The organism is Paenibacillus sp. B01 (assembly GCF_009649995.1).
Taxonomy (GTDB): domain Bacteria; phylum Bacillota; class Bacilli; order Paenibacillales; family Paenibacillaceae; genus Paenibacillus_O; species Paenibacillus_O pasadenensis.
Genome location: NZ_CP045802.1, coordinates 3641405 through 3667087 on the forward strand (window position 1 = coordinate 3641405; position 25683 = coordinate 3667087).

Here is a 25683-nt window from a genome sequence, read left to right on the forward strand (position 1 = left end):
TCAGCCCGCCTGGCTCTCGACCAGGGAGGGATGTATGATGGCGCGGTACGAGCCGTCCGCGACCAGCCTGCCTCCGTCCAGCCCGATCAGCACCTTGCTCGACTCGCTCCGGCTGCCTTCCCGTTCGATGACGACGCCGTCGGGCTTGAGCGCGAGCATGAACTGGGTGCCCTTGTTGATGCCGCGATAAGGAACGAGCCGGATCCGGTCCTGCCATTTGAATTCTTCCTCGCCCAGCTCGGCCACCAGCCGGTCGACCTGGCCGTCCCGGATGCCCTTCATCCATCCGGGCGGGATCTCGTCCTCCCAGAGCGACGCCTCCATGACCATGACCGGCGTTCTCGACAACGGATCATACAGCTGGTTGCCCGTATCGACGAGGCCGGTGCAGCGATGCTCCGACTCCCCGATGCGGACGGTCACCTCGGCCAGATGGGAAAGCACCAGCTCCTTCTGCCGCCTGCCGGCGACGACCGAGCGCATGAGATACAGGCCGATCGCCGTGACGCTGACGACGAACCATAGGCTCGTCTGCAGCTCGACCGCCATGCCGTCCTGCAGGAAGCGCATCGTCCGCCACACCTCGTCCGATCCGGACATCAGCATGTAGTGGACGCCGAGCACGGCTCCGGCCGCGACGAAGTTGACGGCGTAAAACGCGCCGATGAAGCGCAGAAAGCTCCGCGTATCGCGGAACCCGAAGGCGACGTACAGCATCGCAAGCGAGATGCCGGCCTTGATCGCGATCGTATAGAGGAAGGACAGCGGCGGAAACAGCATCAGCACGACATAGGCCGCGCCGATCGACGCCGCAGCCAGCACGCGGACCGGCCTCGCCTTCACTCCCCGGATCCAGGCGGTCAGCAGCAGCATCGAGCCGTCTACGAGCAGCTCTCTCAAAAAAAGGACGTCGACGTAAACGGCCAGCGAAGCTCACCTTCCTTGGTCCGCGGCGTAGCTTGAACCCGGAGAACGAATGAACCCAGTATAGTCCAGCCCCCCTCTCGATGTCTGTCTAATCCTGCCGCTTCGGCCGCTCTAGTTTTGTCGGATCGGGCGGATGCCGCGACGACAAAAAACCGCCCCTTCCGGTTGGAAGGGGCGGCTGTTCGGCCTGGTTCGAATGGCCCTAGCGGTCGCCGCGCGGGCGGTTGCGCAGGAAGGCCGGAATTTCCAGCTGATCGCTGGAAGCGTTGTTGAACGGCTTCGGCGAGGCAGACGTCTGGCGAGGCTCGGCAGCCTCCGGAGCCGGAGCATGGCTGACGGGACGGCGTACCGGAGCGGGGCTCGCCGCCTTGTGCTCGAAGCCGGTGGCGATGACCGTCACCTTGATCTCGTCCTTGAGGTCCTCGTTGATGCTCGCGCCGAAGATCATGTTCACCTCGGGATCGGATGCCTCGATGACGATCTCGGCCGCTTCGTTGACCTCGTACAGCGACAGGTTGTTGCCGCCGGTGATGTTCATGATGACGCCGCGAGCGCCGTCGATCGACGTCTCGAGCAGCGGGCTCTGGATCGCCTTGCGCGCCGCTTCGGCGGCGCGGTTCTCGCCGGTCGCGATCCCGATGCCCATCAGCGCGGAGCCGCGCTCGGTCATGATCGTCTTCACGTCGGCGAAGTCAAGGTTGATGAGCGCCGGCTCCGCGATCAGGTCGGAGATGCCCTGCACCGCCTGCCGCAGCACGTTGTCGGCCTCGCGGAACGCCTCGAGCATCGGCGTCTTTTTGTCGACGATCTCGAGCAGGCGGTCGTTCGGGATGATGATCAGCGTGTCGACCTTTTCCTTGAGCGCCTCGATGCCGAGCTCGGCCTGGTTGGAGCGCTTGCGTCCTTCGAACGTGAACGGACGCGTCACGACGCCGACGGTCAGCGCGCCGCATTCGCGGGCGATCTCGGCGATGACGGGAGCCGCGCCCGTGCCGGTGCCGCCGCCCATGCCCGCCGTGACGAACACCATGTCGGAGCCCTTGAGCGTGCCGGCGACGAGGTCGCGGGACTCCTCGGCGGCTTTTTTGCCGACCTCCGGATTGGCGCCGGCGCCGAGGCCGCGCGTCAGCTTCTCGCCGATCTGCAGCTTATGCTCCGACTTCGCCAGATGGAGCGCCTGGGCGTCGGTGTTCACGGTGATGAACTCCACTCCCTTGACGCCGTTGTCGATCATCCGGTTGACCGCGTTGCTGCCGCCGCCTCCGACACCGATGACTTTGATCTGAGCCAGTTGTTCCAGGTCAATATCGAATTCCAACATTCTATTTCCCCCGATCAGATGAATTCACTGAACATATTCTTGATTCGTTCAATCATGCCGGGTTTAGCGGGGGCGGCGGTTCCCGTCTTGCGGCTTGCCTGCTTCTTGACCGCTCCCGAGTTGCGAATCGTCATGTGCTTGCTGACGTACTGGATCATGCCGACACCGCTGCCGAATGCCGGATCCCGCACGCCGATGAAGTCCGGCACGGCGATGCGCACCGTGGACTCCAGCTCCTGCTGGGCGACCGTGAGGGTGCCCGGCATGTTGACGGATCCGCCCGTCAACACATAGCCTTGGACCTTGGCGCCGTATCCGAGGCGGCGCACTTCCTGCCGGATCAGATAGAAGATCTCCGCCATCCGCGGCTCGACGATATTGGCGAGATCCACCTGGGAGAACTCCTTCTCGACGTTGGAGCCGAGGCGCGTGATCTTGAAGCGCTGATCCTCCGCGGAGTCGGTCACGGACGCGCAGCCGTATTTGAGCTTGATCTTCTCCGCCTGGTCGGTCTGCGTCCGCAGGCCGTACGAGATGTCGTTCGTGACGAACTCGCCGCCGACCGGCAGCGTCGACGTCGCGACGAGCCCGCCCTGCTCGAAGATCGCGAGCGTCGTCGAGCCCGCTCCGATGTCCACCAGCACGGTGCCCATCGTCTTCTCGTCCTTGCTCAGCGACATCATGCCGGAGGCGAGGGACATGAGGATGATGCCCGAGATGTGGAGGCCGGCCTTCTCGACGCAGCGGATCAGATTATGTATGGCCGTCTTGGCGCCGGTCACGATCGTCGCTTCCACCTCGAGGCGGACGCCGATCATCCCGCGAGGGTCGGAGATGCCTTCCAGCCCGTCGACGAGAAACTGCTTGGGCACGAGATTGATGATCTCGCGCTCCGGCGGCAGTGCGACGACCTTGGCCGCCTGCAGCACGCGCTCGATGTCCTCGTCGCCGATCTCGCGGTCCTCGTTCGACACCGCGACGACGCCGTGGTTGCTCTGGAGGGCGATATGGTTGCCCTGCACGCCTACGTAGATCTCGGAAATCTCGATATCGACCATGCGCTCGGCATGCTCGACCGCGCTGCGGATCGACTTGACCGTCTGGTCGATGTCGACGATCGCTCCTTTGCGGATGCCTTCCGAGTCGGCGGATCCAACTCCAATTATATTAATGGCTCCGTTGGCCACTTCGCCAATAATAACTCGAACCTTGGATGTACCGATGTCCAAACTGACGATGATGTCGTTGCTGCTCAATTGCGCGGCACCTCCGTTCCGGTCGCTAGTTTCTATCGCCTGTCGTGAATATATCTGTCGTACATATTCCACGCTTCTGATATTTTCCCTCTTTTTTCTACATTTTTTTCACGAGGAAATTCATCCCAGCGCTGGCATTTTGCATGAAAGGCGCCTTCTCCAACTTGAAAAAAAGCCTATCTTAAATTCTACCATTCTTTGAAGCGAAATAAAAGGGTGGGCTTGCTCGGCAAGCGTCAGCGGGAGCCGCCCGCGCTCCCTTCGTCCGCGCTCTCCTCGGCCGATCCGAACGGCATGTACGTATCGGCGAGCAGCAGCGTCGCGCGCCCCGGCGAGCGCTCCTCGACGACCGAGTTGATCGTCGGCAGCTTGTCCTTCAGCAGCGAGACGGCGGTGACGATCTCGAAGCCGGAGCGGGTATAGATGCGGATGCGGTCCGGATAAGACTCGGTCGGGCTCGGACTGATCTCCGACAGATGGTCCAGGTCCTCGGCACGGATGTCGGCGAGCGCCTCGCACAGCTTCTTCTTGACCGGATCGTCCTTGCGCCAGCCGGACAGCACGGGCTTGTCCACGACGGCGCTGCCGGCGTCGGCCTCCAGAATCTTGCCGCTGGCGAGAATGGCGCTCAGCTTGCCCGCGTCGTCCATCTCGAACGCGACAGGCGGGTACTCCTCCACGATGATCCGCACCTCGCCGGGAAACTTCTTCTCGACCGTCGTCCGCTTGATCGAGCCGAGCGCGTCGACGCGCTTCTCCACCGTGCCGGCCACCGTGCCGAAAAACGCATCCCCGGGGCGCACGCTCGCCGCCTCCTTGATGACGGCCTCCGGCGTGAACTGCTCGCCCGAGACGGTGACGGCGGAAACCTTGCTGATCGCGGAATTAAAGAAAAGAATGGACAATAGAATAAGGAAAAGAAGCACCAGGATCAGGATCAGCTTGCGGCTGCCCCGTTTTTTCGGCGGCGGCTCCTTCAGAAGCGGTATGAGTTCGGCCACGCTTGTCCCTCCTCAAGCTGTAAAGCCGGCCCATCCCCGCAAAAGCGGCGGATGGACCGTCGATGAATCGCCTGCCGGTGTTACCGGCCGCGGCCGGTTCAGCCCGGCACCGCCCCGTTGTCCGGCACCGGCGCGCTGCGCGCGATGCGGGCTCCGAGACGGCTCAGCATCGATTCGATGCTGTCGTAGCCGCGGTCGATATGGTGCACCTGCTCGACGATCGTCCGTCCTTGGGCGGCGAGCCCCGCGATGACGAGCGCGGCTCCGGCCCGCAGGTCCGTCGCCTCCACCGTCGCCCCGTACAGGCGCGGCACGCCCCGGATGATCGCCGCTCCGAGATCGACGCGGATATCCGCTCCCATCCGGCTCAGCTCGCCGACATGCTTGAAGCGGCCTTCGAAAATCGTCTCCTTCATGATGCTGACGCCGTCGGCCAGCGCGAGCAGCACCATGACCGGCGACTGCAGGTCCGTCGGAAAAGCGGGATAAGGCGACGTGACGATGCGCTCCACCGCCTTCGGACGAGACGAGGCGCTGACGGTCATGACGTCGCCGTCGATGGCGACGTTCGTGCCGGCGCGCCGCAGCACATGCACGAGCGAGGACAGATGCGCCGGACGCGTGTTCGTCAGCGTCACCTTGCCCTTCGTCGCCGCGGCGGCCACGAGCAGCGTGCCCGCGACGATGCGGTCCGGGATGACGCGGTAGGAGCACGGGCTCAGCGACTCGACGCCGTCGATCGTGATCGTGTCCGTGCCGGCGCCCATGATGCGGGCTCCCATCGCGTTCAGGAAGCTCTGCAGGTCCTGGATCTCCGGCTCGCGCGCCGCGCCGACGATCGTCGTGCGGCCTTCGGCCAGCGCGGCCGCCATCATGATGTTCTCCGTCGCGCCTACGCTCGGGAAGCTCAGATGGATGTCCGCTCCGATCAGCTTGTCGGCCCGGCAGGAGATCCGGTCTCCATTCTCTTCAAATTCGGCGCCGAGCGCGCGAAGCCCTTCCAGATGGAGATCGAATTTGCGCTCGCCGATGGCGCAGCCGCCCGGCTGGTAGATATGCACCTCGCCGAAACGGGCAAGCAGCGGCCCCATCAGGAAGATCGAGGAGCGCATCTGGCTCATCAGCTTCTCCGGAATATGGACATGATAGGCGGTCGCCGTATTCAGCGTGACCGTTTCTCCCTCATGCTCGGCGCGGCAGCCGAGCTCGCGCAGAATTTGCAGCATGACTTCGATATCGAGCAGCTGCGGCACGGATTCGATCGTCACTGTGCCGCAGGCGAGCACGCTGGCTGCCAAAATCGGCAGGGCCGCGTTTTTCGCCCCTTGGATAGCAATGGTTCCTGAGAGAGGTTGCCCGCCTTCAATCACCAATTTGTCCAAACCTACACCTCCAAGTTACCGCTCACCCACCACCAATACTTCGGGCATCAGTTCAATTCCCGTGCGGTTCTTGACCGTGCTGCGGATATGGGCGATCAGGGTGAGGACGTCTTCTGCCGTCGCCTGCCCGGTGTTGACAATGAAATTGGCGTGCATGGGCGATACTTGCGCGCCGCCGATCGAGAAGCCCTTGAGGCCGCTCTCCTCGATCAGCTTGGCGGCATGATGGCCCGGCGGGTTGCGGAACACGCTGCCGCAGCTAGGCTGCTGCAGCGGCTGGGTGCGCCGGCGGCGCTCCTTGTGCGTCGCCAGCGCCGCGGCGATCTCCTTGCGGTCGCCATGCGCGAGCTGCAGCGTCGCTTCCAGCACGACGCCCCGGCTGCCCGGATCCTGCAGGCGCGAGTGGCGATAGCGGAACGCCATCTCCTCCGGCCCCCATACGGCCAATTCCCCTGTCTCCAGCACGATTTCGGCGGAGTTGAATATATGCGACATGTCAGACCCGTGGGCACCCGCATTCATATAGACGGCGCCTCCGACCGTGCCCGGAATTCCCCCGGCGAACTCCAGTCCGGTCAGTCCCTGCTTGCCGGCCATCACTGTCAGCTTGATGATCGAATACGCGGCGCCGGCGCGCACGAGCGTGCCGTCGAATTCCGCGTAGTCCAGCGCTTCTCCCGCCTTGATGACGACGCCCCGGATGCCTTTGTCGCTCACCAGCATGTTGGAGCCTTTGCCGATGATCGTCCACGGCACGCCGCGGCGGTTCAGGATCGCCATCGCCCGGATCATCTCCGGCTTGCCGGCCGGAGACAGCAGGACGTCCGCCGGGCCTCCGATTTTCCAGGTGGTATGCCTGGCAAGCGGCACATGCTTCTGGATGCCGCCGATCGCGGCATCCTCCAGCTCTGCCATCCATGCCTCCATGGTCGTTCCTCCTCATGTGTCGGGGCTCGCGGCAAGCCATCCTCAAGCTGCAGCCCGGAGCCGCTTTCCGGCTCCGACGAATGCCACTCTCCCTTGCGGAAAAGGTAACCGGCCGCCCTCAAGCTGACGGACACGATTATGCAGTATCCTATGCCCAGCCGGACGCCGTGGTGACAGCCGCCCGGCGCCGCGAATCCCTTGCTGCTTGCCTGCGGGCCTTGGCAGCCCGCCGGCGATGAGGCCGCGCTCGAGCCTCGGCATGCCGGGGCTCGAGCGCGGCCTGATTCATGCGGCGCAGCCGCGCCGCCTTGCCTATCGCATCGATCCGCTTCGGCCGAAGCGGATCGCGGTGTTCGAATTGGAGTCCGCCCGAAAGCCGCCAGGCCGCGCAGCCGCGCCCGCAGCGGCCGGGAATTCCCGGCCCGCCTTATCTTGAATAGCGGGACAGGCTCAGCAGGATGCCGAGCGCGGTGAGCAGCAGCGTCAGCGACGAGCCGCCGTAGCTGACGAGCGGGAGCGTGATGCCCGTTACGGGCATGAGCCCGATGACGACGCCGATGTTGATCAGCACCTGGACGGCGACGATGCCGGTGATGCCCGCGCCGAGCAGGCTGCCGAACGTGTCCGGCGCGTAGATCGCCGCGCGCATCCCTCTCCAGATCAGGATGAGGAACAGCAGGATCAGCAGCGCGCCGCCGATGAAGCCGAGCTCCTCGGCCAGAATCGAGAAGATGAAGTCGGTCTGCGGCTCCGGCAGGTAACTGTACTTTTGCCGGCTCATGCCGAGGCCGAGCCCGACCAGTCCGCCGGGCGCGATCGCGTACAGCGACTGGATGATCTGGTAGCCCGCGCCGAGCGGATCGGACCAAGGGTCCATGAACGAGGTGATCCGCGCGAGCCGGTACGGAGCCGCCAGGATGAGGCCGACGAGGCCGATCGCCCCGACGGCGGCCAAGCCTCCGAGATGCTTCATCCGCGCTCCGGCGACGAAAAGCACGAGCAGCGAGGCGCCCATCATGACGGAGCCCGTCCCGAGGTCGGGCTGCAGCATGATGAGGCCGAACGCCGCCGCCATCAGGCCGAGCGGCGGCAGCAGCCCGCGGGCGAACAGCGTCACCCGCTGCTGGTTGTCCGAGAGCATCTTGGCGAGGAACAGGATCATGCCGAGCTTCATGAACTCGGACGGCTGGATGCCGAACGAGCTGATGCCGAGCCAGCTGCGCGCGCCGCCGCGCACCGCGCCGATGCCGGGCACGAGCACGAGCACGAGCAGCGCGAAGCAGACCAGCAGCAGCGGCTTGGCGTATTTCTTCCATACATGGTAGTCCGTATTGGCCGTGAACACCATCGCGCCGATGCCGAGCGCGGCGAACAGCGACTGGCGCTTCACATAGTAGAACTTGTCGCCGAAGTCCTGGAACGCCCGCACCGCGCTCGCGCTGTAGACCATGATCAGACCGATGGCGAGGATAAGGGCGATGGAACCGATCAGCCATGCGTCCGGAGCGGACCGGGCTTTGGGCATGACGCAACACCTCTGGCATGGGAAAGTAGGGACGAGCCCCCTACTTACAAGGTATGCGCCGAATCCTTAAACATGTCCCCCCGCACTTCGTACGAAGGGAACATATCCCAGCTCGCGCAGGCCGGCGACAGCAGCACGGCGTCGCCCGGCTCCGCCAGCGAGGCGGCGAGCCGCACCGCCTGGGCGATCGAGGATTCGGCATCCTCCCCAGCATCGGCCACGCGCGAGTCCGGCATACCCGCCAGCTCCGCGACGCGGGCCAGCTTGCCTCTCGTCTGGCCGAGCACGACGAGCCCCTTGAGCCGCGAGCGGAACAGCGGCAGCAGCTCCATGTAGTCGGAGCCGCGGTCGAGCCCGCCGGCGATCAGCACGATCGGCCGGTCGAGCGACCCGACCGCCGTTGTCGTCGCCGTCGGGTTCGTCGCCTTGGAGTCGTTGTAATAGCGGACGCCGTCCGCCTCGCGCACGAATTCCAGCCGGTGCTCGACGCCGCCGAAGCGGCGCAGCGGCTCCGCCAGCGCCTGCGGCTCGGCGCCGATGGCGATGCAGGCGGCCGCAGCGGCCAGCGCGTTGGCCAGGTTGTGGCGGCCCGGGAGGATGACTTCCGCTGCCGGCAGCAGCGGCAGCTCTCCCCCGCTGCCGTCGCGGTAGACGATCATGCGCTGCGGCTCGGCCGCGGCCTCGTCCGCCTGAGCGTCAGCCGGGAACGGCGGCTCGACGCAGACGCCCCGCTCCAGCCGCTGCTTCAGCGAGAACGGCAGCAGCCGCGCGCGCAGGCGCGGAGCGAGCTCGGCGCAGAACGGATCGTCGGCGTTCAGCACCGCGACGTCCTCCTCCGTCTGATGGGCGAACAGCTTCGCCTTGGAGGCGGCGTAGTCGTCCATCGAGCCGTGGTAGTCCAGATGCGTCTCGGCCAGATTGAGCAGCAGCGCGACGCGCGGGCGGAACGAGGTCGTGCCCTTGAGCTGGAAGCTGCTCAGCTCGGCGACGAGCACGTCGTCCGCGGATACCTCCTGCGCCGCCTCACACAGCGGGCGGCCGATGTTGCCGGCGACGACCGGCTTGCGCCCTGCCGCCTTCAGCATCTCGCCGATCCAGGTCGTCGTCGTCGTCTTGCCGTTGGAGCCGGTGATGCCGATGATCGGCGCCGCCGACAGATGGCCGGCGACCTCGACCTCGGTGACGACCTCGACGCCGAGCTCCAGCGCCGCCGCCACCGGAGGCGCGCTATACGGAATCCCCGGATTCTTCACCAGCAGCGCCGTTGTTGAACCAACCAATTCCTGGGGATGGCTGCCGCAGACGACCGGGATGCCGAGCGCCTCGAGCTCTCCCGCCTCCGGACTGTCCTCCCGCGGCTTGCGGTCGTTCACGACGACGTCCGCTCCGAGCCGGTGGAACAGCTTGGCGACGGCGACGCCGCTGCGCGCCAGGCCAAGCACGACGACCTTGCGATCGCGGTATGCAGATGGATGATCCATCCAAATCCTCTCCTTATGCAGCAAAACGGCTTGCCGTCCCTTCGGACGGCTGCCGTTTGCGTGGAATATGCCGATCAGCCTCCGCCGATCCGGTACAGCGCGAGGCCGGCGGTCGCCAGCGCGAGGCCGACCGCCCAGAACACCGTGACGACCTTCCATTCCGACCAGCCGGACAGCTCGAAATGGTGGTGGATCGGACTCATCTTGAAGATGCGCTTGCCGCGCAGCTTGAACGAGCCGACCTGCAGGATGACGGAGATCATCTCGACGACGAACACGCCGCCGATCAGGACGAGCAGAATCTCCGTCTTGGTGAGGATCGCCGCCGCGGCCAGTCCGCCGCCGATGCCGAGCGAGCCGGAATCCCCCATGAACACCTTGGCCGGGTGCGCGTTGAAGATCAGGAAGCCGAGCACCGCGCCGACAAGCGCCGCCGTGAACACCGCGCTCTCATGCTCGGTCGCCTGCATGGCGATGATCGTGAACGCCCCCGCGGCGATCGCGCTCGTGCCGGACAGCAGGCCGTCCACGCCGTCGGTGAAGTTGACCGCGTTGGTCGTGCCGAAAAAGATGATGATGACGAACGGATAGTAGAACCAGCCGAAGTCCAGGCTGAAGCTCGTGCCCGGAACGGACACCACCGTGCTGTGTCCCATCTGGTAGAGCAAGACGCAGACGATGAGGCTGAACAGCAGCTGCCCGAACAGCTTCTGCTTGGCCGTCAGGCCGAGCGAGCGCTTGAGGGCGATCTTGATGTAGTCGTCGAGGAAGCCGACGAGCCCGAAGCCGAGCGCGCCGACGAGCAGCACCCAGAACTCCGTCGTCTTCTCCGAGAAGCGGAGGAACGCGACAGTGACCGCCAGCAGGATGATGATGCCGCCCATCGTCGGAGTGCCGGATTTTTTGAGATGGCTCTGCGGTCCGTCCGTGCGCACCTGCTGCCCGAATTTGAGCCGCCGGAGCAGCGGGATGCACAGCGGTCCGAGAATGACCGCGAGCAGGAACGAGACGCCGATTGTCATGAGTATCGCGAGCATGTCCATGCCTTCCACCCTGCCGCCTCAGCGCTGAAGCGCTTCGACGACCCTTTCCATATGCATCGTGCGGGAGCCCTTGACCAGCACCAGATCCCGCGGATCGAGCTCCTCGCGTATCGCTAGAATGAGAGACTCCTGGGAGTCGAAATGGCGCACCGCCTCCGCGGCCCGCTCGCCGAAAGCCTCCGCGGCCCCGGCCGACGTGTAGGCCGACAGCTCTCCCCACGTCAGGACGGCGTCCGCCTTATCCGGCGTAATGTAGGCGCCGGTCTCGCGATGCAGCTCCTGCTCCGTCTCGCCGAGCTCGCGCATGTCCGACAGCACGATCCACTTGCGGCGATAGCCGGTCAGGCCGGCGACGAGGTCGACGGCGGCGCGCACCGCGGTCGGATTGGCATTGTAGGCGTCGTTGAGGATCATCGCGCCGCATGCCGCCGCGACCGGCTGGATGCGCATGCCGGTCAGCTGCATCGCGCGCAGCCCGGAGGCGACGGCCTCCGCCGGCACGCCGACGGCGGTCGCCGCGGCGATCGCCGCCAGCGCGTTGTGCACGTTGTGCACGCCCGGCACGGGGATTTCGATGCGCACCTGCGGGAAGCAGCTTTCGCAAGCCTCTTCCGCAGGCGCAGCGGTCTCGTCCGCAGCAGGGCGCGGACCGGGCGCCGCGGCCAGCCGGAAGCCGGCGGCCGGACCGGCCTTGACCGTGAAGGCGCAGGACTGCGCGCCGACCTCGATGCCGGCCGCTCGCCAGTCGCTGCGCGGCGAGGCGCCGAACGTGCGCACCTGCGCGCCGCGCGGCAGCGTCGTCCGCCCCAGCTCGGCGGCGATGAGCGGCTCGTCGGCGCTGACGAGCAGCAGTCCGCCCGGACGCAGCCCCTCGACGATCTCCAGCTTGGCGCGGGCGATCATCTCGCGCGAGCCGAGCTGGAGCAGATGGGCGTCGCCGATGTTCGTGATGATGGCGATGTCCGGACGGGCGATATTCGTGAGCAGCGCGATCTCGCGCAGGCCGCTCATGCCCATCTCGAGCACGGCCGCCTCCGCGTCCTCCGGCAGCTCCAGCACGGTCAGCGGCAGCCCGATGTGGTTGTTGAGGTTGCCGGCGGTCTTGTGCACGCGCATGACGGAGCCGAGCGCGGCCGCCGTCATGTCCTTCGTCGTCGTCTTGCCGTTGCTGCCGGTGATGCCGACGATGAGCGTGCGCAGCTCGGCGCGGTAGGCGGCGGCGAGGTTTTGCAGCGCCTCCAGCGGATCCTCGACGAGCACGAGCGGCTTGCCGGCCAGCGACGCCGGCAGCTCGCGGTCGAGGCTCCAAAGCGCGGCGGCCGCTCCTTGGCGGAACGCCGCCTCCACGTAATCGTGGCCGTCGAACGAATCGCCCGTCAGCGGCACGAACAGCTGGCCCTCGCCGATGCGGCGGGAATCCGTCGTCACGCCCTGGACGAGCAGGTCGGTCCAGCCGCCCGCGGGTAGCTCCAGGCTGGAGGGCTCCGCGCCCTCCGGAACGTCTATGTAACCGGGCCCCAGGCGGCCCGAGCTCATTTCAGCGATCGTGCTGAGCTTGCGTCTGATCAATTGCGTATTCCCCTTATCGCGTCTTGGGCGGCCAGCCGATCATCGAAGTCATGCGACGTCTTTCCGATGATCTGATAGGTCTCATGGCCCTTCCCCGCAATCAATACTACATCCCCCGGGCTTGCCATTTCAACCGCTTTTTCAATGGCCTCGCGGCGGTCGACGAGCAGCTCGTAGCGGTCCTGGGGAACATCCGCCTTCTGCAGTCCGACCTCGATGTCGAGCAGGATCGTCTCCGGATTCTCGGTGCGCGGATTGTCGGAGGTGACGATCGTATAGTCCGAGTAGCGCGAGGCGATCTCGCCCATGATCGGCCGCTTCGTGCGGTCGCGGTCGCCGCCGCAGCCGAACACGGTGATGATCCGCTTCGCGGCGAATTCCTTGACCGCCCGCAGCACGTTCTCCAGTCCGTCCGGCGTATGGGCGTAGTCGACGATGACGGCGAAGTCCTGGCCCGCGTCGACGGATTCGACCCGGCCCGGCACGCCCGGCACGCCTTCGAGGCTTGCCTTGGCCTGCGCCAGCGGGACGCCCTCGAGCAGCCCGGCGCACAGCGCCGCCAGCGCGTTGTAGACGTTGAACTTGCCGACCATCCGCAGCGTGATATCGGCCTCGCCGGCGAAGCTGCTCACATGGAAGGAGGTGCCGCCTGCGTCGATGCGGATGTTCGAAGCGCGCACGTCCGCCTCGGCGTCGACGCCGTAGGTGACGACCTCCGCCGCGGTCAGCTGGCGGAACCGCTCCGCCGCCGGATCGTCGGCATTGAGCACGGCATAACGCGTCTCGCCGTCGCCGTAGCCGTTGCCGAGGCGGGCGAACAGCAGCCCTTTCGCCTCGCGGTACACGTCCATCGTGCCGTGATAGTCCAGATGGTCCTGCGTCAGGTTGGTGAACACCGCCGTGCGGTACTCGACGCCCTTGACGCGGCCCTGCTCCAGCGCATGGGAGGAAACCTCCATCGCCACATGCGTCGTGCCGGCCTCGCGCATCGCGGCGAGGTCCCGGTGCAGGTCGAGCGCCTCCGGCGTCGTGCCGCTCATCGGGAACGAGCGTCCGCCGTAGCGCATCTCGATCGTGCCGATGACGCCCGGCGCGCGGCCGGCGTCGGCGAGGATGCGCTCGATCAGGTACGTCGTCGTCGTCTTGCCGTTCGTGCCGGTCACGCCGATGACGCGCAGGTCCCGGCTCGGATGGCCGTAAAAAGCGTCCGCCAGCACCGCCATCGCGTGGCGGCTGCTGCGCACGATCAGCTGCGGCACGGCCAGCGGCAGCGGGCGCTCGACGACGAGCGCCGCCGCTCCGGCCGACACCGCTTGCGGCGCGAAGTCATGCCCGTCCACCGTATGTCCGGGCAGGCAGAGGAACAGATCCCCGGGCTTTACGGCCCGGGAGTCCCTTTCCACCCCTGTGATCTCCGTCGCTCCGTCTCCTGCGAGGCGGGCGGTCTTAAGCTGCGATGCCAGTTGCTCCAAGCGCATCGTTCTCTCTCCTCTCTGTCATGCGTCAGTGGCTATGCCCGTCCCCGGCCGGCTGCGGCAGATCCGCGTCGCTGCCGAGATAGATGCGGATCGTCGAGCCTTTGTCCACGCGGGCCCCGGCCTCCGGCGCCTGCCGGATGACGGTGCTGCCGCTGCCGGCGGAGACGAGATTGAAGTTCATGTTCATATCCTCGTAGATGTCCGATACGGTCTTGCCGACGAGATTCGGGACGGTGACCGTCGCCGTCTCGCCGTATTTGTACTTCTTGCCGATCTGATCGGCGCTCTTGGGCACGCCCATGTACTGCAGCGAGTCCTCGAGGATGCCCTTGACGATCGGCGCGGCGACGACGCCGCCGAACTGGATGCCCTGCGGATTGTCGACGGCGACGTAGACGACGATGCGCGGATTGTCGGCCGGCGCGATGCCGATGAACGAGACGATGTGCTCGTTGGCCGAATAACGGCCATTGATGACCTTCTGCGCGGTGCCCGTCTTGCCGCCGACGCGGTAGCCGTCGAGGAAGGCGTTGCCGCCGGTGCCGAGCGCGACGACGCTCTCGAGCGCCTCGCGCACTTGCGCGCTGGTCTTTTCGGAAATGACCTTGCGCACCGCCTCCGGCTCGATCCGCTCGACCACCTCGCCCGTCTCGGGCTTGATCCACGCCTTGGCCAGATGAGGCTTGTAGAGCGTGCCGCCGTTGACCGCCGCGGACACCGCCGCGATCTGCTGGATCGGCGTCACCGATACGCCCTGCCCGAACGCGGTCGTCGCCAGCTCCACCGGTCCGACCTGGCTGGGCTTGAACAGGATGCCGTTCTCCTCGCCGCCGATGTCGATGCCGGTCTTCTTCCCGAAGCCGAAGTCCTTAATATACTTGAATAGCGTCTCTTTGCCAAGCCGGTTGCCGAGCGCGACGAAGCCGGGGTTGCAGGAGTTCTGCACGACCTCGAGGAACGTCTGGCTGCCGTGGCCGCCCTTTTTCCAGCAGCGCAGCCTCGCGCCGCCGATCTCGACCGCTCCGGGGTCGTAGAAATGCTCGTTCTTCAGGTTGACCTTGCCTTCCTCCAGCGCCGCCGACAAGGTGATGATCTTGAACGTCGAGCCCGGCTCGTACGTCATCCAGATCGGCAGGATGCGGTTGTACACCTCCGCCGGATAGGCGTTGTAGTTGCCCGGCTCGAACGTCGGACGGCTGGCCATGCCGAGCACCTCGCCGTTGTTCGGATCCATGGCGATCGCAATCGCGCTGTTCGGCTTGTACTTGGCCATCGCCTGGTCAAGCTCGCGCTCCATGATGCTCTGGATCTGCCGGTCGATCGTCAGCTGCAGGTTCAGCCCGTCCTGGGGCTCGTCGAGCTTGTCGGTCGAGCCGGGCATGAGATGGCCGCTCGCGTCCGACAGGTAGGAGACGCTTCCCTTTACTCCCTTGAGGTAGGAATCGTATTTCTTCTCGACGCCGGTCAGGCCGCCGTCGATGCCGGTGATGCCGAGCACGCTGGCGGCCAGCTCGCCGAACGGATAGTAGCGCTTGTTGTCCTCCGCCACGACGATGCCCGGCAGCTCCAGCTTGCGCACCTCCATCGCCTTCTCCAGCGTGATCTTGCGTCCCTCGGGCTTGATGAACACGCTGCTCGCCCGCTTCTTGAGCAAGCCGAGCAGCTTCTGCTCGTCGATGCCGAGCACGGGGGCCAGCTTGCGGGCGGTGCCCTCCTTGTCCTTGATCTGGACCGGGATGGCCACGATCGTAGGCGAGCTGACGTTGTAGGCGAGCTGCTCGCCGCTGCGGTCGAGGATATCGCCGCGGCGCGGCGCGAAGTCGACCTCGCGGCGCCAGTTGTCCTCCGCCTTGGCCGACAGCTCGCCTCCGCGCGCCAGCTGGACATAGGCAAGGCGCGCGATGAGCGCGCCGAATCCGATGATGACGATGACCAGCGCCAGGAACAGGCGCCGGCGCAAGGTGACGTGGGACACCTTCATCCGCTCGTTCCCCTCTCCGTTCGAACTTGGGAGGACAGCCAGAGTCTGTCCGTACACGTTACCCTATTCGATGAAGAGAGGTTGTAGAACAAGCCCGGAGGCCGGGCCCCGGCCCGACCTCGCGAGCCGCAGAGCCGCGGCCGCTCAGCCTCCTGGCGACCGGTCCGGCCCGCTGCCGGCTGTTTCCGTATCCGAGGAGCCTTCCTTCGGCTTCTTCTCGCCGTCCGCTGCCGCGTCTGCGGCGCTTCCGTCGGCGGACTCGGCCGCCGCCTCGCCCGGAGGCTTCAACGTCAGCTTGACGACCGGCTCGCCGTTCAGGCGCGCATCGCTCTGAGCGACGACATAGCCTTCGCCCTCGGTGACGCAGCGCTTGCCGGCCGAGGAGCAGAGCTGCAGCGCGTCCCGCAGCGACAGTCCGGCGAGCGACGGCAGCGCCAGCTCGCTCTCCTCCTCGGTGAGCAGGTAGACGCGCTGCTTTTCCGCCAGCACCGCTCCGGCCGGCGGCATCTGCTGCAGCACCTTCGCACCTTTGCCGACCAGCTTCGACTCGAGGCCGCGCTTCTTCAGCTCCGCCTGCGCCTCGGCCGCGCCGAGCCCTTTCAGGTCGGGCACGGTCAGAGCCGCCTGCCCGGAGGAGGCCGCCGTCTCGACCGACGGCTTGACGCCCATGTAGCGCAGGCTGTTGCCGACGATTTCCTTGAACACCGGCGCCGCGACGGTGCCGCCGCCGACCATCGGGTTGTTCGGCGAGTCGACGAGCACGTAGACGACGATGCGCGGATTTTCGACCGGCGCGTAGCCGATGAAGGAGACGACGTATTTATCCGACGAGTAGCCTTTGCCGACGACCTTCTGCGCGGTGCCGGTCTTGCCGGCGATGCGGTAGCCGGCGATCGCGGCGTTTTTGCCGCTGCCGATCTCCTTGTCGGAGACGACCTGCTCGAGGTACTCGCCGACCTTGCGCGACGTCTCGGCGCTAATGACCTGCCGCACGACCTCCGGCTTCGTCTCCGTCACCTTGCCGGTCTTGGGATCCTCGACCGACTTGACGATATGCGGCTTCATCAGCTTGCCGCCGTTGGCGACGGCCGCGACGGCCGTGACCTGCTGGATCGGCGTCACCGCCACCGGTCCCTGGCCGAATGTCGCGCGGGCGACGTCGGACGGATAGATGATGTTGAGCACGCCCCTGGACTCGTTGCCGAGCTCGACGCCGGTGCGCTTGCCGAAGCCGAAGTTCTCGATGTAGTCGACGAGCTTCTCCTTGCCGAGCATCTCGTAGCCGAGCTTGACGAAGGCGACGTTGGAGGAGCGCTTGAGCCCTTCCAGATAGCTGATCTCGCCCCATCCGCCGCGGCGGATGTCGCGCACCGTGTTGCCCGGCACTTTGATCGAGCCGGACTTATAGGTGGCGTTCGGGTTGAACACGCCTTCCTGCACCGCGCTCGCCAGCGTCACGATCTTGAACGTCGAGCCCGGCTCGTACAGCGAGCTGACCGCATGGTTGTAGAAATTGCCGACCTTGTACTTGGAGTAGTCGTTCGGATCGTAGGAAGGCAGGCTGCCCATGCCGAGGATCTCCATCGTGTTCGGATCGGCGGCGATCGCCGTGACGCTCTCCGGCTTGTACTCGTCGTACACTTTCTGGATCGCGTCCTGCAGGAAGTTCTGGATCTCGGCATCGAGCGTCAGCTTCAGCTTGCCGCCGTTCACCGCCGGCTGCACCTCGGCCCTGCCGCTCGCCACCTGGACGCGGTTGCCGTCCTTCTCGTAGACGATCTTGCCGTCCTGGCCCTTGAGCAGGTCGTTGAAGCCCGCCTCGAGGCCGGTGACCGGCTGGCCTTCCTTGTTCATATAGCCGAGCACATGCGCCGCGAGAAAATTGTTCGGGTAGTAGCGCTTCGAGCTTTCCTCGAGCACGATGCCGACCGAGCCCTCGCGCAGCGTCTTGCCCGTGCGCTTCTTGTAGCTCTCGGCGAGCGCCTTGCGCAGCGCCAGCACCTCGTCGGCCTTCGCCTTGTCGATCTGATAGCCCTGCGGACGGAGCATGCGGTACTGCACGAGCTCGCCCTTGTCATTGCGGTAGGTCGCTTGCTGCAGCACCTCCGCCTCCGGCTTGCCGAGCACCTTGGCCAGCCCTTGAGACGCTTCCGCGGCCAGTCCGACCTTGTCCAGCATCTTCGGATCGACGACGACGGAATAGGCCGGGATGTTCATCGCCAGCAGCGTGCCGTTGCGGTCGCTGATCGTGCCCCGCTCGGCCGGAATCGTGTCCTGGGCCGTCCAGATCTTTTTCGCCTCGTCCAGCCAGAAGTCCGCTTTCACGACCTGGACCCAGAACAACCGGCTCAGCAGAATAAGAAAAAGGAGGGTAATAAGCCCTCCGACAACGACGGTACGCATTTTGATCCGCTTTACGGTTTGAAAAGCATGGTTCGCCTTCATCGCTTACCGCCCTGTTTCTTGGCCTTCGTCCGCCTTGTCCGCTCCGGCTGGAGTCATGCCGAGCTCTTTCGCTTTTTTGGCGATGACGGCGGGATCGGACAGCTTGGCCACTTCGCCCTGCAGCACTTTGACTTCGACGGCCGCTTGCTTGTAGCTGGAGTTCAGCTCCTTGATCTGGAGCTCCATCCGGTAATCCTGCGCGTAGCGGAACAGGATCAGCACGAGCACGCTGACGACCGCCAGCACAGACGCCATGTAGCGCAGCATTTCCCTCGGCGGGATCGTCCTCCGGACCTTGACGACTCGTTTCGTTTCCTTTACCGGCTGCTGCTGCGGTTTTCGTTTGGGCTGCAAAGCCAAATTGCCATTCGTGTAAGCCAAAGCGGGCTCCCCTCCTGCGGTTTCATCTGATCTGCCGGCATGATGATCGGGCATCGAATTTTTGTTGGGTCGGTTCTAGGTTCGAGATTTCTTGCTTGGGGCAGCCTCAGGCGTCAAGCTTCTCCGCCACCCTCAGCTTCGCCGAGCGGGAGCGGGGATTCGCCTCCAGCTCCTCCTCCGACGGCAGCACCGGCTTGCGCGTCACGAGCTTCAGCACGCCTTTGTTGCCGCAGACGCATTGAGGAAAATCGGGCGGGCATGTGCAGCGGGCGAGATGCCCGGCGAACAGCTGCTTGCAGATCCGGTCCTCGAGCGAATGGAACGTGATGACCGATATCCTGCCGCCCGGCGCCGTGCAGGCGACGGCCTGCTCCAGCGCTTCCTCCTCCGCGCCGAGCTCGTCGTTGACCGCGATCCGCAGCGCCTGGAAGCTGCGCTTGGCCGGATGGCCGCCCGTGCGCCTCGCCGCCGCAGGGATGCCGGACTTGACCAGCTCCGCCAGCTCCCCTGTCGTCGAGATGTCGCCCTCGGCGCGCTTCTTCACGATGGCGCGCGCGATCTGCCGGGAGAATTTCTCCTCGCCGTACACGAACAGAATGCGGGCAAGCTCCTTCTCGTCCCACGTGTTGACGACTTCATGCGCGGTCAGCTCCGACTCCCGGTCCATCCGCATGTCGAGCGGAGCGTCATGGTTGTAGCTGAAGCCTCTCTCAGCCTCGTCCAGCTGCGGGCTGGACACGCCGAGATCGAACAGGATGCCGTCGACCTGCGGAACGCCGTTCGTCTTGGGCACCTCGGGCAGCAGCATCAGCTGCTCCTGCAAATAGCGGAAGTTGCTGCGCACGAGCGTCACGCGATCGAGATAGGGAGCGAGCCGGACGCGGGCATTTTCATGCGCCCAATCGTCCTGGTCGAACGCGATCAGCCGGCCGCCCGGGCCGAGCCTCGAGGCGATCAGCTCGCTGTGCCCGGCTCCGCCGAGCGTGCAGTCGACATAGATGCCGTCCGGCTTGATCGCCAAGCCGTCCACGGCTTCTTCTCTCAATACCGTAATGTGATGAAACAATGTCTGTTCCTCCTGATCCCTTGGTGACTGACCTTGGTGACTGTTCGATCCTTAATCCAAATTGAATGATGTGAATCAGAATTGAATGTCGAAATCCACCAGCTTCTCCGCGATCTCGTTGAAAGTTTCCTCCGACTGCTCGTAGTAGCCTTCCCACAGCGGCTTGCTCCAGATTTCGACCCGGCTCGACACGCCGAGCACCATGCAATCCTTTTCCAGCTTCGCATACTCCGTCAAGTGATTGGGCAAATTTACCCTTCCCTGTTTGTCGAGCTCCAATTCGACCGCTCCCGAAAAGAAAAAACGGCTGAACGCTCGCGCGTCCGCCTTCATGAGGGGGAGCTGGCGAATTTTCTGCTCAAGCTGCTTCCACTCTTCCATCGGATACACAAACAGGCAGTTGTCCAAGCCGCGGGTCGCGATGAAAGCCGGGCCGAGATGCTCGCGGAACTTGGCAGGAATCGTAAGGCGGCCTTTGTCGTCCAAGCTGTGCTGATGCTCTCCCAGAAACATAGGCTTGCCCCACTCCCTTCCCCCAATGCTCCACTTTGCCCCACTTTCTCCCACTCGGGAATTGGTATTCGGCGTATCGCGTCCTTTTCCTGCTAGATGAGGACGTTTTTCATAATCTTTTTGTCCCTTTTTTCACGGGTCCGATAAAACTTTCTGCGGCCGCGAGTCGTCTATCGGCATCGCAAATTCAAATGTCGGAAAAGCGCGAAAAAGCCAGACGGCTAAGCCGTCTGGCTTCACGTTCGGCAGGATCCTCTTACGACGACCAGCTGTCCAGGTACTGCTTCTGCTCTTCGGTAAGCGCGTCGATGTGGATGCCGAGCGCCTCCAGCTTCGTGCGCGCCACGCGCTCGTCGAGCTCATACGGGACGCTGACGACGCCCGGGCCGAGCTCCTTGTAGCTGTCGTTGACATACTTGAGCGCGACCGCCTGGAGCGCGAACGTCATGTCCATGATCTCGGCCGGATGGCCGTCGCCGGCCGCGAGATTGACGAGACGGCCTTCGGCGAGCACGTAGATCGAGCGGCCGTCATGCAGCCGGTATTCCTCGATGTTTTTGCGCACCGTGCGGATCTCCTTGGTGAGCGCGGCCAGGTCCGGCTTGCTGAACTCGACGTCGAAATGGCCCGCATTGGCGAGGATCGCGCCGTTTTTCATCTGCGGATAGTGCTCGCCGTTGATGACGTACTTGTTGCCGGTCACGGTGATGAACATGTCGCCGTGCTTGGCGGCCTCGGCCATCGGCATTACCTGGAAGCCGTCCATATGGGCTTCGACGGCCTTGATCGCGTCGACCTCGGTGACGATGACGTTCGCGCCGAGTCCCTTGGCCCGCATCGCGACCCCCTTGCCGCACCAGCCGTAGCCGACGACGACGACCGTCTTGCCGGTCACGATCAGGTTCGTCGTGCGGATGAGGCCGTCCCAGGCCGACTGTCCGGTGCCGTAGCGGTTGTCGAACAGATGCTTGCAGTAGGCGTCGTTGACGGCGACCATCGGGAATTTGAGCGTGCCTTCCTTTTGCAGCGCCTTGAGCTTGATGATGCCGGTCGTCGTCTCCTCCGCGCCGCCGCGCAGATTCTCCATCAGATCCGGGCGCTCGGCATGCAGGATCGTCGCGAAGTCGCCGCCGTCGTCGATGATGAGGTCCGGCTTGCTCTCCAGCGCGCGCACCATGAGCTGCTTGAACTCCTGCGGATCCGGGTTGTACTTGGCGAACACCGTGATGCCGTCCTCGACGAGAGCCGCGCACACGTCGTCCTGCGTGGACAGCGGGTTGCTGCCGGTGATCGTCACTTCCGCTCCGCCGGCCTGTACGACCTTGGCCAGATAGGCCGTCTTCGCCTCCAGATGAAGGCAGATCGACACCTTCAGTCCCTTGAACGGCTGCTCCTTCTCGAACTGCTCGCGGATCTGGTTCAGCACCGGCATATGCGCCTGCACCCAGTCGATTTTCAGCTTGCCTTCCGCAGCGAGGCTCCTATCGGCCACGATGCTCGTTTCCTTCGCTTTCACGCTCATTGATCTGCCTCTTTTCTTCAGTTGGTTTCCCTCGATCAGAGCCGCATGACGCCGTGCTTGGCGCAGGGCTCGTACGGCTCCGCCAGCAGCCGGTCCAGCCAGCCTCTTCCATAGCGGTTCATGAAATAGACCGCCGCCAGCACCCGCTCCTGCGGACGGCCTTCCGGCACGGCCGACAGCTCGAGCCCGGCCAGCCGGTCCAGCTCCGTCCGCTCGCGGCTTTCGAGCGCCTGCAGCGTTTTGGCCTGCATGTAGCCGATTTCTCGCGCGATCCGCTCCCAATTCGTCCGGCCGAGCTCCTCCAGGCCGCGCTCCTGTCCGGCAGCCAGCGCCAGCGCGGGCCGATACGCCTCGCGCATCGCCTGCAGCGCCTGCTCGAAGCCGCCGCGGATGTCCGCCGCTCCCTGCCGGTCGAGCAGCTCCGCCTTGACGCCGCCGAGACCGGCGAGCACCTGCTCCAGCTGCAGCGAATGCCGCGCCATCGTCTTGACGGCATGCGGCTCCAGCAGCGTGAAGCTCAGGCGCGGCGTGACGATCGGCATCTGCATGCCGAGCCGTCCGAACGCTTCGGCCGTCTGCGCCCAGTAGGCGATCTCGCCCGGTCCGAGCACGGTGGAAAGGACGGGGAACAAATAATCCTGCATGAGCGGACGGGTAAGCACGTTGTTGCTCAGCCGCTCCGGATGCGCCTCGGCCAGCTCCAGCAGCTCGGCCTCGCTCAGCGACACGAGGCCGCGGCGGTCGCGGAAGCGTCCGCCGGCGCGCTGCAGCAGCAGCCGCTCGCAGGCGCGCGGCTCCTCCGCGAACAAGAACAGGTTGGCGGCGTCCTCCGCCGCCTCGGCCTGCGCCTTGTAGCCGAGCGCCTCGACCCGGCGGGTCGAGGCGGCGTACGCTGCGGCAAGCTCGCCGGACGATTCCGCCAGCCGCCGGAACATCGGCCCTTCCAGCCGGCGAAGCGCCGGATGGTCGGCGTCGGCAAGCAGCAAGCCGGACTCTCCGAGCCAGTCCGTCAGCAACGCCGCGAACAGCTCGGTCAGCGTCGCGCAGCCGGCCGCCCGGGCGCGGAGCGAGCGCAGCAGCTCCGGCTTGAACGGCGTGTCGGCGAGCCCCGCTTCCAGCTCGGTCAGCGCCGCCTCTAGGTCGGAGCCGCCGAGCCGGGTGCGGCTGACCGACGTCGCTGGGCCGGGCGGACGCGGCATGGAGAGCCGCCGGAGTTCCGGCGCGTCCACCGGCGAGGGCAGGCAGGCGAGGCAAGCCTCGTCCCAGTCATGGTCCTCGCCCGCGATCCAGAATACCGGCACGACCGGCACCCCGAGCCGCTTGGATGCGGCATCGGCGGCCTGCAGGATCGTCACCGCCTTATAAAGGATCATGAGCGGCCCGGTCCATAGGACGGCCTGCTGGCCTCCGACGACGACGGGAGCGCCGTCCGCGAGCCGCTCCAAATTCCGCTCGGCCGCCTCCGAGATGCCGAGCGGCTGCTGGAACGCGCGCAGCGCGCCGGCCAGCTCGCGGCTGCCGGCGCGCCGATCGGCCGAGCCGTTCAAATAATCGAGCCGCCTGCGCCAGGAGGAGCCGTCGGCCGGATGATGGCCGAACAGCGCTTCCAGCGCAGGGTCGCGGCGCTGTATGTATGCATCTGCAAGGGGCTGCCCGAAAGGCAGCTCCATTCGAACGATGTCCATGACCCGAATCGGCCTCCCCGAGATCCTACCATTCTTTCGCTACGATTGTACACAATGACGGTACGACCGTCAAAACCGTAACTGAAAGTATAACAGATTGGCGCCGGCCGGGCTACAGCCTCAGCAGATGCTGCGTGATGCCGGTCGCCATCAGCACCACGTAGAGGAAGCCCATGACGAAAAAGCCCGCTCTCCAGACGGCTCGGAACGCCTTGGCCGCGTCGATCTCGCCGCGCTTGCGATGCTGGAGATTGCCGATGAGGCCGCCTCCGAGCAGCATCAGGAGCAGGATGCCGTACAAGCCGAAAGAGTTGGAGAAGACGCGGTTGAACAGCACCGCCACGCAGCCGATGAGCAGCAGCGTCGTGACATCCATCGCCAGCCGGAACGACCGGCCCTTGTCGCCCGTCAGCATGCGGCTGCCGAGATAGACGGCCGCGAATGGGAGGAACGGCGCCGCGGCCAGCACGGCGTAGATCGTCTTCAACAGGTCCCAAAGAAACATAGGCTTCACCTGACCTCTCTGGAGCATCATTCGAGCGCATGCACCAGCGCCGCGGCCGCCTCGTTCAGCGGCGCCGGCACGCCGTGCCGTGCCGCCAGGCGCGCCAGCTCCCCGTTGATGCTGGCGATCTCCGTCGGGCGGCCGGCCCGGACGTCGGCCAGCATCGACGACGTATTGGCGGCCGTCCTGCGGCATACGTCCAGCAGCCGCTCCCACTCCTCGCCCGTCGCGGCGAAGCCAGCGCTCACGAGGATCGAGAGGCTCTCCTCATGCAGCGCCTTCATGAGGCGGATGCCCTGCGGATGCTCGGGCAGCCGGCCGTTCGGAACGTCGAGCAGCGCGGTGAGCGGGTTGATGACGGCGTTCAGGAGAAGCTTCCGGTAGATGCGGTCTTCCACGTCATTCGACAAAAAAGCGGCGATTCCTGCCCGTTGCAGCGCTTGCCTCCAGCCGGCGAGCAGCGGGTCCGCGGAGGCGCTTCCGTCCGCTCCCAGCGCCGGGCCGTAATGCAGCTCGCCCGCTCCGGCATGGACAACCTCGCGCGCGCCGACGCGCAGCGCCCCCTCGCTCGTCACGCCGGCGTAAAGGCGGATTCCCGGCAGCGTCCTCGCCAACCGCTCGAGATGCCCGATTCCGTTCTGCAGGCAGAGCAGGCTGTCTCCGGGCCGCAGCAGCGCCGCCAGCTGCCGCAGCAGCTCCGGGCCGAGCGCCGACTGCTTGACCGCCAGCACATGCCAGCGCCCTTCGCGCCCGTTCGGCCCGGCCTCGGCCGTTGCCGATGCCGCGTCATGCTGCGCGGACGCCTCGACCTCGGCCGTTGCCGCGTCTTGCAGCGCGGACGACGCGACCTCAGCCGTTTCCGCGTCTTGCAGCGCGAACGACGCGACCTCAGCCGTTTCCGCATCTTGCAGCGCGGACGCTTCGACCTCAGCCGTTTCCGCGTCTTGCAGCGTGGACGCCTCGGCCTCTGCCATTGCCGCGTCTTGCAGTGCGGACGCCTCGACCGCGACGTCAACCGCCTCCCCGCCTCGGCTGAGGCGGATGCCATCCCGCGCCAGCAGCTCCGCCTGTTCCTTGCCGCGCGTCAGCATCCGCACCTGCGCGCCGCCGAGCGCCAGCCTCGCCCCGTGCAGCAGCCCGACGGCTCCGGCTCCGATGATCTCGATCTTCATCGTCATCCTCCTTCTTCACAGGGGCATTTTAGCAGAAGGACGGGAGGCTTGGACAGCACAAAATGGGACGCTCGACCGGAAAGCGGGATTGAAACGGCCCCGCTTCGCGGAGCCGACATCGCAGGCCGGGACCGCAACCCGCTTTTCGGGGCGGCAGGCCGGGGATCGCAACCCGTTTCACGGGGCCGGGGATCGTTCCGATCTCCTTGGCTCCAGATTCCTTCCCTAAATCGCATTCTCCAGAACCCACAAAAACTTCTTTATCCCGCTGAACCCTGAGTTACTCGGTTTTTCCGCGCAACTCTGCCCACTCCCCTTCTACGTACCCGAGTTACTCGGTTTTTCCGCGCAACTCCGCCCGTCTCTACTTCTGCGTACCCGAGTTACTCGGTTTTTCCGCGCAACTCCGCCCGTTCCCCCTTCTGCGTACCCGAGTTACTCGGTTTTTCCGCGCAACTCCGCCCGCTCCCCCTTCTGCGTATCTGGGTTACTCGGTTTCTCCG

20 protein-coding genes are annotated in these 25683 nt (G+C 65.4%); all 20 read right to left on the reverse strand.

Features of this window, described 5'->3' with window-relative positions; all coding sequences use genetic code 11:
- Positions 1 to 927 (reverse strand): sigma-E processing peptidase SpoIIGA, encoded by a 927-nt coding sequence (gene spoIIGA / locus GE073_RS15745; protein WP_153783820.1) that lies wholly within the window; start codon positions 925 to 927, stop codon positions 1 to 3.
- Positions 928 to 1129: 202 nt separating this feature from the next.
- Positions 1130 to 2248 carry a cell division protein FtsZ gene (ftsZ, locus tag GE073_RS15750; protein WP_028597011.1) on the reverse strand — a complete coding sequence of 373 codons (1119 nt, stop codon included), beginning with the start codon at positions 2246 to 2248 and terminating at the stop codon, positions 1130 to 1132.
- A 14-nt stretch (positions 2249 to 2262) separates the two neighbouring features.
- Positions 2263 to 3504, reverse strand: a complete 1242-nt coding sequence (gene ftsA, locus GE073_RS15755) for a cell division protein FtsA (RefSeq protein ID WP_028597012.1) — start codon at positions 3502 to 3504, stop codon at positions 2263 to 2265.
- 236 nt (positions 3505 to 3740) lie between these two features.
- Positions 3741 to 4505 carry a cell division protein FtsQ/DivIB gene (locus GE073_RS15760; RefSeq protein ID WP_028597013.1) on the reverse strand — a complete coding sequence of 255 codons (765 nt, stop codon included), beginning with the start codon at positions 4503 to 4505 and terminating at the stop codon, positions 3741 to 3743.
- A 98-nt stretch (positions 4506 to 4603) separates the two neighbouring features.
- Positions 4604 to 5887 carry a UDP-N-acetylglucosamine 1-carboxyvinyltransferase gene (gene murA / locus GE073_RS25070; RefSeq protein ID WP_180968517.1) on the reverse strand — a complete coding sequence of 428 codons (1284 nt, stop codon included), beginning with the start codon at positions 5885 to 5887 and terminating at the stop codon, positions 4604 to 4606.
- A 15-nt stretch (positions 5888 to 5902) separates the two neighbouring features.
- Positions 5903 to 6814: a UDP-N-acetylmuramate dehydrogenase gene (gene murB / locus GE073_RS25075; protein ID WP_180968518.1), complete on the reverse strand. Its 912-nt coding sequence runs from the start codon at positions 6812 to 6814 to the stop codon at positions 5903 to 5905.
- A 427-nt stretch (positions 6815 to 7241) separates the two neighbouring features.
- Entirely contained in the window at positions 7242 to 8339 is a 1098-nt protein-coding gene (spoVE, locus tag GE073_RS15770; protein WP_101809353.1) for a stage V sporulation protein E, read from the reverse strand.
- A 44-nt stretch (positions 8340 to 8383) separates the two neighbouring features.
- Positions 8384 to 9820, reverse strand: coding sequence for a UDP-N-acetylmuramoyl-L-alanine--D-glutamate ligase (gene murD, locus GE073_RS15775; protein WP_153783821.1), 1437 nt, complete (start codon positions 9818 to 9820; stop codon positions 8384 to 8386).
- Between the two features lie 74 nt (positions 9821 to 9894).
- On the reverse strand, positions 9895 to 10863 hold the full coding sequence (gene mraY, locus GE073_RS15780; RefSeq protein WP_153783822.1) for a phospho-N-acetylmuramoyl-pentapeptide-transferase: 969 nt from the start codon (positions 10861 to 10863) through the stop codon (positions 9895 to 9897).
- An 18-nt stretch (positions 10864 to 10881) separates the two neighbouring features.
- Complete coding sequence (locus GE073_RS15785) at positions 10882 to 12432, reverse strand: UDP-N-acetylmuramoyl-tripeptide--D-alanyl-D-alanine ligase (protein ID WP_101809355.1); 1551 nt, start codon at positions 12430 to 12432, stop codon at positions 10882 to 10884.
- Positions 12429 to 13910, reverse strand: a complete 1482-nt coding sequence (locus tag GE073_RS15790) for a UDP-N-acetylmuramoyl-L-alanyl-D-glutamate--2,6-diaminopimelate ligase (RefSeq protein ID WP_153783823.1) — start codon at positions 13908 to 13910, stop codon at positions 12429 to 12431. Before GE073_RS15790 ends, GE073_RS15785 begins: the two co-directional genes overlap by 4 nt.
- A gap of 25 nt (positions 13911 to 13935) precedes the next feature.
- Positions 13936 to 15891 (reverse strand): stage V sporulation protein D, encoded by a 1956-nt coding sequence (locus GE073_RS15795; RefSeq protein ID WP_153783824.1) that lies wholly within the window; start codon positions 15889 to 15891, stop codon positions 13936 to 13938.
- 144 nt (positions 15892 to 16035) lie between these two features.
- Positions 16036 to 18294 carry a penicillin-binding transpeptidase domain-containing protein gene (locus GE073_RS15800; RefSeq protein WP_228551561.1) on the reverse strand — a complete coding sequence of 753 codons (2259 nt, stop codon included), beginning with the start codon at positions 18292 to 18294 and terminating at the stop codon, positions 16036 to 16038.
- A 45-nt stretch (positions 18295 to 18339) separates the two neighbouring features.
- On the reverse strand, positions 18340 to 18717 hold the full coding sequence (locus GE073_RS15805; RefSeq protein ID WP_194843377.1) for a septum formation initiator family protein: 378 nt from the start codon (positions 18715 to 18717) through the stop codon (positions 18340 to 18342).
- Positions 18718 to 18823: 106 nt separating this feature from the next.
- On the reverse strand, positions 18824 to 19783 hold the full coding sequence (rsmH, locus tag GE073_RS15810; protein ID WP_153783827.1) for a 16S rRNA (cytosine(1402)-N(4))-methyltransferase RsmH: 960 nt from the start codon (positions 19781 to 19783) through the stop codon (positions 18824 to 18826).
- A gap of 75 nt (positions 19784 to 19858) precedes the next feature.
- On the reverse strand, positions 19859 to 20296 hold the full coding sequence (gene mraZ, locus GE073_RS15815; RefSeq protein ID WP_028597023.1) for a division/cell wall cluster transcriptional repressor MraZ: 438 nt from the start codon (positions 20294 to 20296) through the stop codon (positions 19859 to 19861).
- 256 nt (positions 20297 to 20552) lie between these two features.
- On the reverse strand, positions 20553 to 21818 hold the full coding sequence (locus tag GE073_RS15820) for an adenosylhomocysteinase (RefSeq protein ID WP_153783828.1): 1266 nt from the start codon (positions 21816 to 21818) through the stop codon (positions 20553 to 20555).
- 35 nt (positions 21819 to 21853) lie between these two features.
- Complete coding sequence (gene bshC / locus GE073_RS15825) at positions 21854 to 23503, reverse strand: bacillithiol biosynthesis cysteine-adding enzyme BshC (RefSeq protein ID WP_153783829.1); 1650 nt, start codon at positions 23501 to 23503, stop codon at positions 21854 to 21856.
- 112 nt (positions 23504 to 23615) lie between these two features.
- On the reverse strand, positions 23616 to 24008 hold the full coding sequence (locus tag GE073_RS15830; protein WP_028597026.1) for a DUF3397 domain-containing protein: 393 nt from the start codon (positions 24006 to 24008) through the stop codon (positions 23616 to 23618).
- Positions 24009 to 24034: 26 nt separating this feature from the next.
- Complete coding sequence (locus GE073_RS15835) at positions 24035 to 25180, reverse strand: ketopantoate reductase family protein (RefSeq protein ID WP_194843378.1); 1146 nt, start codon at positions 25178 to 25180, stop codon at positions 24035 to 24037.
- Positions 25181 to 25683 lie beyond the last annotated feature (503 nt).

Excerpts from the sequence above, each read along its gene's own strand:
- ftsZ (WP_028597011.1), bottom strand. The coding sequence starts at position 2,248 with ATGTTGGAATTCGATATTGACCTGGAACAACTGGCTCAGATCAAAGTC.
- murB (WP_180968518.1), bottom strand. The coding sequence starts at position 6,814 with ATGGAGGCATGGATGGCAGAGCTGGAGGATGCCGCGATCGGCGGCATC.
- spoVE (WP_101809353.1), bottom strand. The coding sequence starts at position 8,339 with ATGCCCAAAGCCCGGTCCGCTCCGGACGCATGGCTGATCGGTTCCATC.
- murD (WP_153783821.1), bottom strand. The coding sequence starts at position 9,820 with ATGGATCATCCATCTGCATACCGCGATCGCAAGGTCGTCGTGCTTGGC.
- mraY (WP_153783822.1), bottom strand. The coding sequence starts at position 10,863 with ATGGACATGCTCGCGATACTCATGACAATCGGCGTCTCGTTCCTGCTC.
- GE073_RS15790 (WP_153783823.1), bottom strand. The coding sequence starts at position 13,910 with ATGCGCTTGGAGCAACTGGCATCGCAGCTTAAGACCGCCCGCCTCGCA.
- GE073_RS15795 (WP_153783824.1), bottom strand. The coding sequence starts at position 15,891 with ATGAAGGTGTCCCACGTCACCTTGCGCCGGCGCCTGTTCCTGGCGCTG.
- GE073_RS15800 (WP_228551561.1), bottom strand. The coding sequence starts at position 18,294 with ATGCGTACCGTCGTTGTCGGAGGGCTTATTACCCTCCTTTTTCTTATT.
- mraZ (WP_028597023.1), bottom strand. The coding sequence starts at position 20,296 with ATGTTTCTGGGAGAGCATCAGCACAGCTTGGACGACAAAGGCCGCCTT.
- GE073_RS15820 (WP_153783828.1), bottom strand. The coding sequence starts at position 21,818 with ATGAGCGTGAAAGCGAAGGAAACGAGCATCGTGGCCGATAGGAGCCTC.
- bshC (WP_153783829.1), bottom strand. The coding sequence starts at position 23,503 with ATGGACATCGTTCGAATGGAGCTGCCTTTCGGGCAGCCCCTTGCAGAT.
- GE073_RS15830 (WP_028597026.1), bottom strand. The coding sequence starts at position 24,008 with ATGTTTCTTTGGGACCTGTTGAAGACGATCTACGCCGTGCTGGCCGCG.
- GE073_RS15835 (WP_194843378.1), bottom strand. The coding sequence starts at position 25,180 with ATGAAGATCGAGATCATCGGAGCCGGAGCCGTCGGGCTGCTGCACGGG.